The organism is Arthrobacter sp. sptzw32, from assembly GCF_059089735.1.
Genome location: NZ_JBNHEZ010000005.1, coordinates 233,036 through 246,421, shown reverse-complemented (window position 1 = coordinate 246,421; position 13,386 = coordinate 233,036). Strand labels below are relative to the sequence as shown.

The following is a 13,386-nucleotide window of genomic DNA, read 5'->3' as shown; positions in this document are numbered from 1 at the left end:
TGAAGACTACAGAACATTTGCAGCGCTGGATAGCCCAATCCGAAAAGATTCCACTGCAGGTGAACACGCTTTCCTGAGCCCTGCGACGAGCCTGTGGATAAGTTCCGGTTGCGGCTCTGAACAGGCTTGCTAAGCAACGGCGGACGGAGAATAGTGAGAAATGGAAGCAGGTCCTCCCGGGCAGCTGCGGCTGCGGTACGGGTGCACAGGGAACGGCCCCGCTTCTGGCAGAATAGCCGCAACATCAGGCAGTATCGCAAGGAGGCGGCCCTATGGGCGCACAGGAGTTGCATCCGGACCCGGCGCGGGACAACGGCGGCTCGCATGCCGCTCCCGACGGGATCGTTGTTGGCGTTGACGGGTCGGACCACGGCCAGTGCGCCTTGGTCTGGGCTGCCAGGGAAGCCCAGCGCCGCCGTCGTCCATTGCACATCGTTACCGCCTACTCGGTACCGATCTTCGCGGCGTCCGGCCTGGACGGCGGATACGCCACAGTAGATGACTCAGTGATCCGCGAGGGCGCCGAAGCTGTGGTCAGGCAGGCACTGGACAAGGTCGCCGGCTACGACATTGACGTCAGCGCTTCGGTGGAGAACGGCGACGCGTCCGGCGTGCTCCTGGAAATGTCCCAGACAGCGGAACTCCTGGTCTTCGGAACACGCGGCCGTGGCGGCTTCGTCGGAAGACTCCTTGGTTCAGTGAGCAGCGCCCTGCCGGCACACGCGAAATGCCCTACAGTCACCGTGCCCCTGGTCTGCGCGGACCGGCTGGGCGAAACCACCGAGGACCGCCGGGTCAGGGCCGAGCAGGCCAAAGCCGGGCACCAGCGCGTGGAAAATGTGGTGGTGGTGGGTGTTGACGGCTCCGAACAGGCGCGGGTTGCTGTGCTCGAAGCCGCGGACCAGGCTCTACGGCTGGGTGCATCGCTCCGGGTGGTCTGCGCGGTTCCGCAGTACAGCGGCTCACTGGCCTGGGTTCCCGCCCCAATGGACCGCAAGGCACTGTTCGCCGATATTCAGCTGACCCTGGAGGCAGGCATGGCCTGGTTGCGGAGCCACTATCCCAACCTGTCGGCGGAATCCGAACTGCTGGACGGCTCGCCGGTGGACGTGCTGGTCGAAGCAAGCCGGCACGTGGAACTGGTGGTCGTGGGAACCCGCGGCCGCGGCGGCTTCACCGGTATGCTCCTGGGGTCCACTTCCGACGGGGTCCTCCATCACGCCAAGGGCCCCGTCATGGTGGTCCCTGACCGTGAGGACCCGCGCCTGGCGGACCGCGCCCGGTTCGGGCCCATCCTCGGCGCAGCCTGATCACAACATCACGGAGGGAGCGTCACCGTGGCCGCCTACCCACCAGGAGAAGCAGGGGAAGCTCCGCGCCAAGCGGACCGGAACACCCCTGCTGCCTTGATCCTGCGCCTCAGCCATGTTGGCGGCAGCATGCTGCCGCTGGTGGGAGGCAAGGCTGCCAACCTCGGTGAGCTGATATCAGCAGGATTACCCGTGCCGGATGGTTTCTGCCTGACCACGGAGGCGTACCGGGAGGCGGTGAAGCCCGTCCAGGACGGGGTGCTTGCAGAGCTTGGCAGAGTCCAGGCTGAACTGCCGCCCGGCCTGCCCAGCCGGGCCGATGAGCTGGCCGCAGCGGCGGGGATGGCGAGGGACGCTATCCGCGCCATACCGGTTCCGCCCAGGATTGCTGCCGCAGTGGAACAAGCCTATGCAGCGCTGGGTAAATCTACCCCGGTGGCGGTGAGGTCCTCGGCTACGGCCGAGGACCTGCCGTTTGCGAGCTTCGCCGGCCAGCAGGATACCTACCTGAATGTGGTGGGCATCGACGCCGTCCTTGAGGCTGTGCGCAACTGCTGGGCCTCCCTCTGGACGGACCGGGCAGTGGCTTACCGTGCCGCACTTGGTATCACACCGCACGAAGTAGCCCTCGCCGTCGTCATTCAGCGCATGGTCGATGCGGCATCGGCAGGGGTGATGTTCACGGCCAACCCCGTCACCGGCAGGCGCCGCGAAGCCGTCATCGATGCCGCGCCGGGACTTGGCGAAGCAGTGGTTTCCGGGGCCGTCAATCCGGACCATTTTGTGGTGGACGCCGAAACAGGCCGGGTCGTGGAGCGGAAGCTGGGCGATAAGCGCTTGATGGTGCGCCCCCTTTCAGGTGGGGGAACGGAGACACAGGACCTTCGGGACCGGGCGGAGGATCCCAGCCTTACCGATGAACAGGCCGTTGAACTTGCGGTCCTCGGTGCCCAGGCGGAGCGGCACTTCGGATCCCCGCAGGACACCGAATGGGCCATTGACTCCGGCGGAACGCCCTGGTTGACCCAGTCCCGGCCCATCACCACCCTGTTCCCGGTCCCGGAGAGCCGCTACCCCGGCGCGGGAAGCAGGGTCTACCTTTGCTTCAGCCTGGCCCAGGGACTCACCCGGCCGCTCACGCCCATGGGGCTGGCATCGATGCGGCTTCTTGCCTCCTCTGTGGCCAAGGCCGCCGGTTTCGCCGTTCCCGAGCCCCGGCGGGGCCCTTCACCGTATGCCGAGGCTGCCCAGCGCTTGTACTTCGACCTCACCACCCCGGTCAGGAGCAACGTGGGCCGCCGGATTTTTCCACGGATCTTCGACGTGATGGAAGCCAGGTCCGCAGTGGTGTTGCGGCAGATTTTCAGCGACCCCCGTTTCTCGGTGACCCGCCGGACTCCGATCGGAGTGGTGCGGCATGTCCTGCCGGCAGCGGTGCGCGCCCGCGCCCCGGAATCGGTGCTCCGGGCACTGTTCAGGCCCAAGGCGGCCCTGCGCAGGCTGGACCGCTTCACCCGGGAATTCGGCGACGACCTGGAGCTGGGCCCGGGAGCAGGGCCAATTGAACGGCTGAACCACGCCGAGCGGCTCCTGGGAGACCGGCTCTTTGCCATCGTCCCGGCCATCTTGCCCCTGCCTGCCTTGGGATTCGCGATGCTGTGGCTGGCGGGAAAGCTGTTGGGAGGCAAGGACCGCTGGGAGGACCTGCAGAAAGTGCTCCGGGGCCTGCCGCAGAACGTGACCACCGAGATGGACCTTGACCTGTGGCGGCTTGCGTCAGCAGTGAGGGATGACCGTGAATCACGCACGGCGCTGGAGGAGCGGCAGCCGTCCGAACTGGCAGCAGAGTTCGAAGCCGGGCGCCTGCCCCCTGTCCTGCACGCAGGCCTGGTCCGGTTCCTCGACCGCTACGGTCACCGGGCCGTAGCCGAGATCGACGTGGGCATGCCCCGGTGGTCCGACGACCCGACGCACATTCTGGGTGTCCTGGCCAACTATCTCCGCCTCACTGACCCCGCCATGGCTCCGGACGTGCAGTTCAGCCGGGCGAGTGCGGAGGCAGAAGCACAAGTGGAACGGCTCGTAGCCAAGGCGCGCAGCCGCAGCAGGTTGCGTGGGCTGCTCGTTGGTGCCGCTTTGCGCCGCACCAGGACTTTCGCCGGGCTGCGGGAGCTGCCCAAGTACCAGCTGGTCCTGGGCCTCGCGGAAGTGCGGACTCAACTGGCGTGTGTGGGAGCGGCGTTGGCAGCTGACGGCCAGCTGGAGGGCGCCGACGACATCTTCTTCCTCGACTTTGAAGAGGCCAGGCAGGCTCTTGCCGGCCGGGGCCCCAACGGAGGCGCCGAGCAGGGCACGCTGCGCGAACTCGTCCTGGAACGGCGCGCCGCTTACGCCGCCGAACTCGGCAGGCGCCACGTTCCCAGGGTCCTGCTCTCGGACGGCACCGAGCCCGAGGTGCTCTACGCCGCGGGTGCCGGCCTCGCTGACGGAGCACTCTCCGGCAGCCCGGCATCGGCGGGTTCGGCCACCGCTCCTGCCCGCGTAATCCTGGACCCTGTGGGCGCTCACCTTGAACCAGGGGAAATCCTGGTGGCACCGTCCACCGATCCCGGCTGGACGCCCTTGTTCCTGACCGCCGGCGGCCTGGTGATGGAGATGGGCGGGCCCAACTCGCACGGTGCCGTAGTGGCGCGGGAGTACGGCATACCCGCCGTGGTAGGGGTGCCGGATGCCACTTCCCGGCTGACCACCGGGCAAAAAATAACGGTCGACGGCGGCGCTGGAACCGTAGTGCCCGCGTAACCGGGTGGAAGTCTCCGGGGCAGGTGTAGGGAGCATTCCCGAGGCGTACCCTTGGACTATGGGCTCCAGTGACGGAGACGGCCCGACTGCGGACCGCCGGAGGATGAACCGCCTGACCACGGGCAGGCTTGCCGGAACAGGCGGCAATCGGACCTGGTTGACGTGGGTTCCTGCAGCGGCTGTGCCTGCCGTGATCGCCGCCGGGGTACTGGTGGGATCCATGCCGGCGCGGGCAGGCGACCCGCTGCCCGCCAAAACCCCTGCCGAGGTGATCGCCTTGCTGGCCGGCCACAGGACACACACGTTTTCGGGAACGATTGAGCAGTCCTCCGAGCTGGGGCTGCCGGAACTGCCGGCAACGGGTCCGACGTCCGGCCCTGCCTCGCCCGGAGGCGCAGCCTCAGCCATGGAGTTCCTCACCGGTGAGCATACGGCGAGGGTCTTCATGGACGGAAAAACCAAGGCGCGGATCCAGGTGGTGGACCGGCTCGCCGAACGGGACGTGATCCGCCGCGGAAACGACGTCTGGCTTTACTCCTCAAAGAACAACTCAGCCGCGCACCTGACCCTGCCCGGCTACGCCGCCGATTTGCCGCTTACCCAGCCGCCGCTGGCGGACCCAGGGAACACCGGGACGCCGCCTCTGAATACCCCGCAGGCTGCGGTGCCCGTCCCGCCCACGCCCCAGGACCTCGCCGAAAAGTTCCTGGCCCTGGCGGACAGTTCAACTGCCGTGTCAGTGGGCCCGGATGTGACAGCGGCCGGGCGCCCTGCCTACAACCTCCTGCTCGAGCCGCGTACCGGGGACACGCTGGTGGGCAAGGTGGCAATCGCCGTCGACGCAGCCAACGGCATGCCGCTCTCTGTGGAGGTGACGGCCCGCGGTGCAGCCCAACCCGCCTTCAGCGCCGGATTCACCAGCCTGTCCCTCGATGCTCCGGACGACGCGCTTTTCAACTTCGTCCCGCCGCCCGGCAGCACCGTTGAGGAACTGCAGGTTCGCCATTCCCACCACTGGCCGCTCAGCTCCGGGTTCCCCGGCAACCCCGGCCTCCACGTCACGCCGGATAACTCTGCCCGGAGCATCAAGGACAAAGTCCAGCCCTACCTGACCGGGGCCGGGTGGGAAACGGTAGTGGAAATCCCGGCTGAGGCAGGGACGGCTTCCACCATGGATGCCCTCCTTTCCCGGAATCCGCTGTTGTCCCAAGCCGTCGTCGCAGTTCCCGGCGGGCGGCTGTTCTCCACCACGCTGTTCACCGTCCTGTTCACTGACGACGGCCGGATCTTCGCGGGCATGGTCCCGCCGGAGAGGCTGCAAGCCGCATCCGCGGCTCCGTGACCGGGCCCGCAGGAGGCCCCGGCTCCCGGACCTACGGCCTGACCATTGAGACCCAGGGGCTGACGAAGCGCTTCGGGCAGCAGTTGGCCGTGGATGGCCTCGACCTCGCAGTGCCTCCCGGCGCGGTCTTCGGCTTCCTGGGACCCAACGGCTCCGGAAAGACCACCACCATCAGGATGCTGCTGGGCCTCGCCGCCGCCTCCGCGGGGTCCGTTCGACTGCTGGGCAGGGACATGCCCGGCGAATTCCAGGACGTCCTCCCGCACGTGGGGGCGCTGGTGGAGGGCCCGGCCTTCTATCCCTTTCTCTCCGGGACCGCGAACCTCCACCGCCTCGACGCCGCCACCCGGCATGCCCCACCCGCCTCACGGGGATCCCGGGTGAACCAGGCGCTGGAACGGGTGGGATTAAGCCACGCCGCAGGCAAGCGCGTGCACGCCTATTCGCTGGGCATGAAGCAACGGCTCGGTATTGCCAACGCGCTGTTGTCTCCCCGCGAACTGCTGGTGCTGGATGAACCCACCAACGGGCTGGACCCCCAGGGCACCCGGGAAGTCCGGAACCTCGTCCGGTCCCTCGCAGCAGACGGGACTACCGTCTTTGTCTCGAGCCACCTGCTGGCCGAGGTGGAGCAGATGTGCACCCATGCGGCCATCATGAGCGCGGGCCGGCTCGTGGCCCAGGGCCCGCTCTCCGAGCTGCGCCGGTCCGGAACCGCCTCCATCCGTCTGGTGACGCCGGACGCCGGGACCGCGATGTCGGTCCTGGCGCGCCTTGGGCTGTTGCCGGAACCTGCAGCTGCGCAACCGGACGGCGAGGTGGTAACGGCCGCTCTGGCCCGGCCGGGGGTACTTGGAAGTCCAGGCGTTGGGGCAGGAAGGCCAGTGCCGGGCACCCCTGCCTCCCCGGGCACCCCTGCCTCCCCGTACACCGCCCCGGACACCGCCCCGGAAGAGATCGTGGCACGCCTGGTGAATGCCGGAGTCAGGGTCCGCGGTTTCGCAGTGGAACGGGAAAGCCTTGAGGACCGCTTTGTTGCCCTGACGGGTGAGGGTTTCGATGTTGCCCAGTAACGCCCGGCAGGTAACCGCAAAGGCAGCAGGAGCAGAACCCGCAGCGGCGCCCCGCGGGTACGGTGCCTCCCTTTTGTGGTCGGAACTCCGGCTGCTGTTTGCGCGGCGCCGTACCTGGGCACTGCTGCTGGCGCTGGCGGCGATACCGGTGCTGATCGCCGTGGCCGTCAGGATCTCATCCGGAGTTCCCGCGGGCCGGGGCCCTGCCTTCCTGGACCGCATCACCCAGAACGGACTTTTCGTTGCGTTTACCGCCATGCTGGTGTCTGTTCCACTGTTTCTGCCCCTGGCCGTGGGCGTGGTGGCAGGGGACACCATCGCGGGCGAGGCAAACCTGGGCACATTGAGGTACCTGCTGGTTGCTCCTACAGGCAGGGTGCGGCTGCTTCTGGTGAAGTACGCGGGGGCGCTGGCGTTCTGCCTTGCTGCGCCCATCACGGTGGCGCTGGCCGGTGCCGGCATTGGGGCGGCGCTTTTCCCCGTGGGCCCGGTGACGTTGTTGTCAGGGGACGTGATCGAGCCGGCGGAGGCCGGGGTACGCCTCCTTCTGATTGCTGCCTACCTGGCCGTTTCCCTGGCCGGGCTCTCCGCCATAGGACTCTTTGTGTCCACGCTCACGGTGGTCCCGGTGGGTGCCATGGCGGCCACAGTGGTGGTCTCAGTAGTGTCCCAGGTCCTTGACCAGCTGCCTCAGCTCGAGTGGCTGCACCCGTGGCTGTTCAGCCATTACTGGCTGGGCTTTGGAGACCTGCTCCGCCAGCCGGTGCTGTGGGACTCGTTCGCCAGCAACGCCTTGCTGCAGGCGGGGTACATTGCCCTGTTCGGTGCCCTCGCCTACGGGCGGTTCATCACCAAGGACGTGCTGAGCTGACCAAGCCTAGGCGTGCTGGTGCGCCTCGTGTTCGGAATGCGTGGCCGGCTCCAACTGGAACGTGCAGTGGTCGGTATCGAAGTGCGAACCCAGGCAGGTCACCAGTTTGTCCAGCAACTGGTCCGCTCCGCGGGCGGTCAGCACGCCGTCCTCCACCACGACGTGTGCTGAGAAAACCGGCACGCCTGAAGTGATGGTCCAGATGTGGATGTCGTGCACATCAGATACGCCCTCCACAGACATGATGTGTTCACGAATCATCTGGACTTCAACCCCCTTGGGGCTGGCTTCGAGCAGCACGTCAACCACATCGCGCAGCAGCGTCCATGCCCGGGGCAGGATCAGCAGGGCAATCACCACTGAGGCGATGGTGTCGGCAGCGTGGAAGCCGGTGACCATGATTGTCACCGCGGCGGCTATCACGGCGACCGAACCCAGAAGGTCGCCCAGGACTTCGAGATAAGCACCGCGGACGTTGAGGCTTTCCTGGTGTGCTCCGCGCAAAATCAGGAGCGACACGAGGTTGGCCGCAGCACCCAGGATGGCGGCAAACAGCATGATGTCCGTCTGCACCTCAGGGGCGGAACCGATCCGCCGGATTGCTTCACTGAAGATGACCACGGAGATCACGATCAGGATCAAGGCATTGGCCAATGCCGCGAGGACTTCGGCCCGCTGGTACCCGTAGGTCCTCTGGTCACTCGCCGGTTGGCCTGCAATCCAGGCGGCAAGCAACGCGATGGTTACCCCGGCGGCATCGGAAAGCATATGGCCGGCATCGGCAAGCAGCGAGAGCGAACCGGAAAGTACTGAACCCACCACCTGCACCAGGACCACAACGAGGGTGATGACAAGAACCGCCACAAGCCGCTTGCGGTGCCGGCCCGTTGCGGTAATACCGTGCGTGTGGCTGTGATCGTGTCCCATGCCTACAAGGCTAGCCCCAGCCGAGCTCGTGCAGCCGGTGGTCATCGATCCCGAAGTGGTGCGCGATTTCATGGACCACCGTGACAGCCACCTCATGGATAACGTCATCACGTGAGGAGCAGATTTCAAGGATGGGTTCGCGGAAGATGGTGATGCGGTCCGGCAGGGAACCGGCATCCCACCACGAGTCCCGCTCTGTCAGCGGCACGCCCTCATAGAGCCCCAGCAGTACGGTGTCCGGGTCCTCGCCCGGCCGGGGCACGTAGTCGTCCTCGATGAACACCGCTACGTTATCCATCGCGCCCGCCAGCTGGTCCGGGATACTGGCCAGGGCGTCCTGGACTGCGGCCTCGAACTCGTCCGGCGGCATGGTGAAGCCGGGTGGCCCGATCGCACGAAGGGGCTCGCTGGGGCCCTCGGGAACAACAGGCAAACCCGGCGGCAAACTGGCTGGCATACTCCAACTCTAGTGACGAACCTTTGGCCTGGCTTCCCGTCCCGGCCTGGTCCGTCGCCGGGTCAGACCCACACCGGCCAGGCAGACCAACCCGCCCACCAGGCCCAGTGCAGTGGGAATTTCGCCCAGGAGCAGCCACGAGATAAGGATGGTGGTGCCGGGCACCAGGTAGGTGGTGGCTGCAAGCTTGCCCGCCTCAATCAGTGAAAGCGCGTACGCCCACGTGGTGAAGGCAATGGCCGTGGGGAAGATGCCGAGATAAACCAGGCCCCATGTTGCCCCAGCCGGCGCCGCCTGCACTTCGGTGGCCAGCTGTCCTGCAAAAGGCAGGCAGCACACTGCCCCCACCAGGATCCCGAACCAGGTGGCTTGTGCAGCGGGAAACTCGCGCAGCACCGGCTTTTGGATGATGACGCTGACTGCGGCAAGCACAGCGGCAAGCAGGCACAGCAGCACCCCCGCCACATCCGCCGTCGGACTTTCCCCCGGTACGGAGGGCTGGCCTGAACCCACGGCAATCAGCGCCACCCCCGCGAAGGCAACCAAGCTGCCGATGATCAGCCAGCGCGGGAATCCCTCCTTGAGGAAAACGCCGGCCATGATGGCCACGAGGATGGGATTGACGTTGATGAGCAGGGCGCTGGTGCCGGCATCCAGCACGTGCTCCGCCGCGTTCAGCGCCACGTTGTACCCGCCGAACCACATCACCCCGTAGGCAAGGATGGGCCACCACTCCCGGCCCCGGGGCAGGAGCCGGCTCTTCAGCAGTTGGGGGAGGACCAGCAGGGCCAGCACGACGGCGGCAACCGCCAGCCTGCCGAGCGTCAGGGAGCCGGGGGAGAAGTGTGGGCCGATGGCCCGGATGCCCACAAATGCCGAAGCCCAGAGGACCACGGTAACGGCCATGGCCGCAATGCCAAGTGCTTTGATCCGGGATGCGGGAGCGGTTGGGGGCGCGGGTGCGCTGACGGGGGTGCTTGATGCCATGGAGCCAATCTAGCCGGGCGTCCAGCTCCCGGTCTGGCGGAAATCGGCCACGTCTAACCAAGTTCCTGCCAAAGATTCGATAAAGAGCCCAAAAGGGTATCGGTTTGGCGGCTAGGATGCGGGTTATGGTCTCAAACCTCGCGCCTCCCCGGGATACAGCACGCCTGATCCGGAAAGTCATCTGGCTGGTCCTCGCCGCAGTGGTAGTGGCCGGGGCGGCCTGGTACGCCGTGCTGACCTTGGGGAAGTCCCAACAGTCCGCGCCTGCGGCCCCCGGCGCCGAACAGCTTGTCCGGGCGGACAGCCACCGCTTGACCAGCCCGGCGGTCGAGAAGGCACAACTTGTGGAATTCCTGGACTTCGAATGCCCGTCCTGCGGCTCCATCCATCCCATCGTCGAGGAATTCAAAGCCGAGTTCGGAGACAGGATCACATTCGTCCACCGGCACTTCCCCTTGTCAGCCCACCCGAACTCGGGACAGGCGGCGCTGGCAGCGGAAGCGGCCGGGCGGCAGGGCCAGTACCAGCAAATGGCCAACAAGTTGTTCGAAACCCAGTCCGAGTGGGCGGGAAAACAGCAGTCCCAGGCCCCGCGGTTCCGGAATTACGCCGAGCAGTTGGGGCTGGACCTTGCGCAGTATGATGCCGTCGTCGCTGATCCCAGGACGGAAGAGCGCATCCTGGCCGACATCGCGGACGGTGATGCGCTGGGCGTGACCGGCACCCCCACCTTCTTCCTCAACGGGGAGAAGCTCACCCTGACCACCAAGGCCGAGTTCCGGCAGAAACTCGCGGACGCCGCCGGTTAACGCTGGTTCGCCCCGGACCACTCCAGCAGCCGCTCGACGGGCCAGGTGGTGACAATACGGTCGGCCGGAACACCGTTCCGGTCCGCACGCTCCGCGCCGTACTGAAGGAAGTCCAGCTGCCCTGGTGCGTGCGCGTCACTGTCGATTGAGAAAAGGCAGCCTGCGTCCAAAGCGAGCTGGATCAGTGCATCCGGCGGGTCCTGGCGCTCCGGCCGCGAATTGATCTCCACCGCCACGTTGTGTTCCGCGCATGCGGCGAACACCTCCTTGGCGTCGAATTCCGACGGCGGACGCGTCCCCCGTGACCCCTCCACCAGGCGTCCCGTGCAGTGCCCCAGCACGTTGGTCCGCGGATCCGCTATGCCCTTGAGCATGCGTCGTGTCATGGTGTTCCGGTCCGCCCGCAGCTTGGAATGGACGCTTGCCACCACGATGTCCAGGCGGTCCAGCAGTTCCGGATCCTGGTCCAGTTCGCCGGACTCCAGGATGTCCACTTCGATGCCGGTCAGCAGCCGCACCCGGTTGTCCTGCTTCCCGTCAGAGCCGGCGTGAGTGCCGTTGTTGATGTCCGCCACTACGTCCAGTTGCTGCATCAGCCGTTCCGCCGAGAGCCCGTTGGCGATAGTGAGGTTAGGGGAGTGGTCTGTCAGCGCGAGGTAATCCCTGCCCAGCACCCCGGCTGCTGCCACCATCAGCTCAATGGGGGACCCGCCGTCGGACCATTCGCTGTGGCTGTGCAGGTCACCCCGGAGCGCCTCCCGGATGGCGGTGCCACCGGAAGCCAAAGGCTGGGCGCCCTTCTCCCGAAGGTCGGCGAGGTACTCCGGGACCTGGCCCTCGACGGCATCCCGGATGACCTGGTAGGTCCGGTCGCCAATGCCTTTCATGGATTTCAGGCGGCCGTTTTTCACCCTGGCTGCCACTTCTTCCGGCGGCAGCGGAGCGATCACCCCGGCAGCTTTGCGGAAGGCCTGGACCTTGAAGGTGGCAGCGCGTCCGCGCTCCAGCCAAAAGGCGATCTCGTTGAGTGCTGCAACGGCGTCCATCAGTCCATCTTCACCTGTTCGTGCCGCTCTGGGCGCGTGTTTTCGCGGATTTTGGAATATTCCCCAGTAGGCCCTATAGTTTTAGAGTCCAGTTCGGAGAAACGCAAAGAGCAAAGACGGAAAGCATCGCTTGACGCCTTTTATTTTTGTTCCGAACGGGTTCTGGCCCCCATCGTCTAGCGGCCTAGGACACCGCCCTTTCACGGCGGCGGCACGGGTTCGAATCCCGTTGGGGGTACGCAAGGAACTGGTCAAACAGACTAAAAATGTCTGGTAGGCTGGAAGCCTTGAAAAAAGCGGTAGAGATACTGCGAAGCAAGAAACGCAAGGCCCTGTAGCGCAGTTGGTTAGCGCGCCGCCCTGTCACGGCGGAGGTCGCGGGTTCAAGTCCCGTCAGGGTCGCTCTGATTGTTGGAAGCAATTCCGGCTCTCATGGTGACTAGTCACCTAGGCTCTGTAGCTCAGTTGGTAGAGCGTTCGACTGAAAATCGAAAGGTCACCGGATCGACGCCGGTCGGAGCCACGAAACCCCCGGAAGCCCGGGGGTTTTTTGTGTCTAACCGTCCGGTACCCCGCGTAAACCCCGCACTTTCAAATGAGGCCAGCGAGCTGCTCCTGCATGATGGTGCCGGCCCGGATCTCACCTTCGAGCGTGTTCATGTAGACGTCCTGAGTCATCGATGGATTCGCGTGCCCGAGGTACGCCGCGATCTCGGCTGCTGACATGCCCGCCCGGTCGAGGATCGTAGCCGCCGTCTTGCGGAAGGTGTGGGTCATCAGCTTTGGATAGCCAAGCGAGAGGCGGATGTCGCGAAGTTCACGTTGAGTATTGGAGGGGTCACGAAGACTCAACTGGACCGTGGGGAACAGCAGGGTCGTGTGCTCCTTGAGTCGCTCGTGACGGCGGCGCAGCATACTCAGTGTCGGACCGGGCAGGGGCGTTATGCGGTGAGAGGCAGCCGTCTTCGGAACCGGTTGCCTGACGATGCCCACTCCGTTCACCCTGACGTTGGTTGCCTCCACCTCGGCGGTGCCCGCTGAGAAATCGATCGAGGAGACGTCAAGAGCGCATACCTCACCGACCCGCCAGCCCGAGGCAACCATGAAGTCGAGTAGCTCGACGGTGTCCTGCTCGATCAAACTCGGTGCGGACCTGAGCTTGCTCATCAGTTCGGGGAGGTCGCCAGGAGTGATGGCAGACGCACCCTTCCTCCCCTTGGGCGTGGCGATGCGCTCGATATCGTGAACGGGGTTTCTAGGGACCGCGCCATTGCTTACGGCAAGCGTCATCATGCCGCTCAGGACCGAACGGCAGTTCTTCGCGGCGCCGTGGCCTGATTCCTTCGTCACGGCGTTGATGAACTTGTGGAGCCGGTCCGGTTTGGCCTCGGAGACGCTGAGGTCACCGATGCGCGGACTTATGTGTGCTGACACGGCGTACCCGTATGTCTCGAGGGTCCCTTCCGAGCGCTGCAGATCACGCTTGTGCTCGAGGAACATCTGCCCGAGCACGCGGAGCGTCGTCGTCGGCTTGAGTTCGCCACCCCGGGTGGCCTCGATCGTCACGAGCGCCTGCCTCAAGGCAAACTCCGCTTTGGCCCGGCTGCTGCCGAACCGCTCGACCTGCCGAGCCTTGCAATCGCCGTACCGGTAACGCGTACGGGCCCGCCACTTGCCGGGCTGCACCTCCGTCGTGTTGATGGTGCCGTAGGTACCGATTCCCATTCTCGGCCTAGGCAGTGATCCTCCCCTCTATTGCGGC

General features: G+C 65.8%; 11 protein-coding genes and 3 tRNA genes. 9 read left to right on the top strand and 5 right to left on the bottom strand.

The features are described 5' to 3' along the window. Positions 1 to 272: 272 nt before the first annotated feature. The 5 genes from AC5RVN_RS11965 to AC5RVN_RS11945 all read left to right on the top strand — a co-directional run bounded on the left by AC5RVN_RS11965 (position 273) and on the right by AC5RVN_RS11945 (position 7,398). Positions 273 to 1,310 carry a universal stress protein gene (locus AC5RVN_RS11965; RefSeq protein WP_494138065.1) on the top strand — a complete coding sequence of 346 codons (1,038 nt, stop codon included), beginning with the start codon at positions 273 to 275 and terminating at the stop codon, positions 1,308 to 1,310. A gap of 129 nt (positions 1,311 to 1,439) precedes the next feature. Beyond that, a complete protein-coding gene (locus AC5RVN_RS11960; RefSeq protein WP_494138120.1) occupies positions 1,440 to 4,112 on the top strand; it encodes a PEP/pyruvate-binding domain-containing protein in 2,673 nt (890 codons plus the stop codon). Between the two features lie 58 nt (positions 4,113 to 4,170). Beyond that, complete coding sequence (locus AC5RVN_RS11955) at positions 4,171 to 5,454, top strand: LolA family protein (protein WP_494138064.1); 1,284 nt, start codon at positions 4,171 to 4,173, stop codon at positions 5,452 to 5,454. Next, the gene (locus AC5RVN_RS11950; RefSeq protein WP_494138063.1) at positions 5,451 to 6,527 is read left to right on the top strand and encodes an ABC transporter ATP-binding protein; all 1,077 of its coding nucleotides are present in this window, start codon (positions 5,451 to 5,453) and stop codon (positions 6,525 to 6,527) included. The genes AC5RVN_RS11955 and AC5RVN_RS11950 overlap by 4 nt, the downstream gene beginning before the upstream one ends. Then, positions 6,514 to 7,398 (top strand): ABC transporter permease, encoded by an 885-nt coding sequence (locus tag AC5RVN_RS11945; RefSeq protein WP_494138062.1) that lies wholly within the window; start codon positions 6,514 to 6,516, stop codon positions 7,396 to 7,398. The genes AC5RVN_RS11950 and AC5RVN_RS11945 overlap by 14 nt, the downstream gene beginning before the upstream one ends. Before the next feature lie 6 nt (positions 7,399 to 7,404). Here the strand turns inward: AC5RVN_RS11945 and AC5RVN_RS11940 are convergent, their stop codons facing one another. From AC5RVN_RS11940 to AC5RVN_RS11930, 3 genes are read right to left on the bottom strand one after another with little or no spacing between them, the layout of a single operon-like run. Further along, complete coding sequence (locus AC5RVN_RS11940; protein ID WP_494106012.1) at positions 7,405 to 8,325, bottom strand: cation diffusion facilitator family transporter; 921 nt, start codon at positions 8,323 to 8,325, stop codon at positions 7,405 to 7,407. A gap of 10 nt (positions 8,326 to 8,335) precedes the next feature. Next, positions 8,336 to 8,782 carry a metallopeptidase family protein gene (locus tag AC5RVN_RS11935; RefSeq protein WP_494040588.1) on the bottom strand — a complete coding sequence of 149 codons (447 nt, stop codon included), beginning with the start codon at positions 8,780 to 8,782 and terminating at the stop codon, positions 8,336 to 8,338. A gap of 9 nt (positions 8,783 to 8,791) precedes the next feature. Beyond that, positions 8,792 to 9,769: a DMT family transporter gene (locus AC5RVN_RS11930; RefSeq protein ID WP_494138061.1), complete on the bottom strand. Its 978-nt coding sequence runs from the start codon at positions 9,767 to 9,769 to the stop codon at positions 8,792 to 8,794. Between the two features lie 125 nt (positions 9,770 to 9,894). On the opposite strand from AC5RVN_RS11930, the gene AC5RVN_RS11925 reads away from it, so the two are divergent. After that, complete coding sequence (locus tag AC5RVN_RS11925; protein ID WP_494138060.1) at positions 9,895 to 10,578, top strand: DsbA family protein; 684 nt, start codon at positions 9,895 to 9,897, stop codon at positions 10,576 to 10,578. Here AC5RVN_RS11925 and AC5RVN_RS11920 read toward each other — a convergent pair. After that, positions 10,575 to 11,624: a PHP domain-containing protein gene (locus AC5RVN_RS11920; protein ID WP_494138059.1), complete on the bottom strand. Its 1,050-nt coding sequence runs from the start codon at positions 11,622 to 11,624 to the stop codon at positions 10,575 to 10,577. The genes AC5RVN_RS11925 and AC5RVN_RS11920 overlap by 4 nt on opposite strands. Positions 11,625 to 11,789: 165 nt before the next feature. Here AC5RVN_RS11920 and AC5RVN_RS11915 point away from each other — a divergent pair. The 3 genes from AC5RVN_RS11915 (at position 11,790) to AC5RVN_RS11905 (ending at position 12,147) form a co-directional block, all read left to right on the top strand. After that, positions 11,790 to 11,862 (top strand) — tRNA-Glu (locus AC5RVN_RS11915). Between the two features lie 90 nt (positions 11,863 to 11,952). Beyond that, positions 11,953 to 12,026, top strand: a tRNA-Asp gene (locus tag AC5RVN_RS11910). A 48-nt stretch (positions 12,027 to 12,074) separates the two neighbouring features. Continuing rightward, positions 12,075 to 12,147 (top strand) — tRNA-Phe (locus tag AC5RVN_RS11905). A gap of 68 nt (positions 12,148 to 12,215) precedes the next feature. On the opposite strand, the gene AC5RVN_RS11900 is transcribed toward AC5RVN_RS11905, so the two are convergent. Further along, the gene (locus AC5RVN_RS11900; protein ID WP_494138058.1) at positions 12,216 to 13,349 is read right to left on the bottom strand and encodes a tyrosine-type recombinase/integrase; all 1,134 of its coding nucleotides are present in this window, start codon (positions 13,347 to 13,349) and stop codon (positions 12,216 to 12,218) included. Positions 13,350 to 13,386 lie beyond the last annotated feature (37 nt).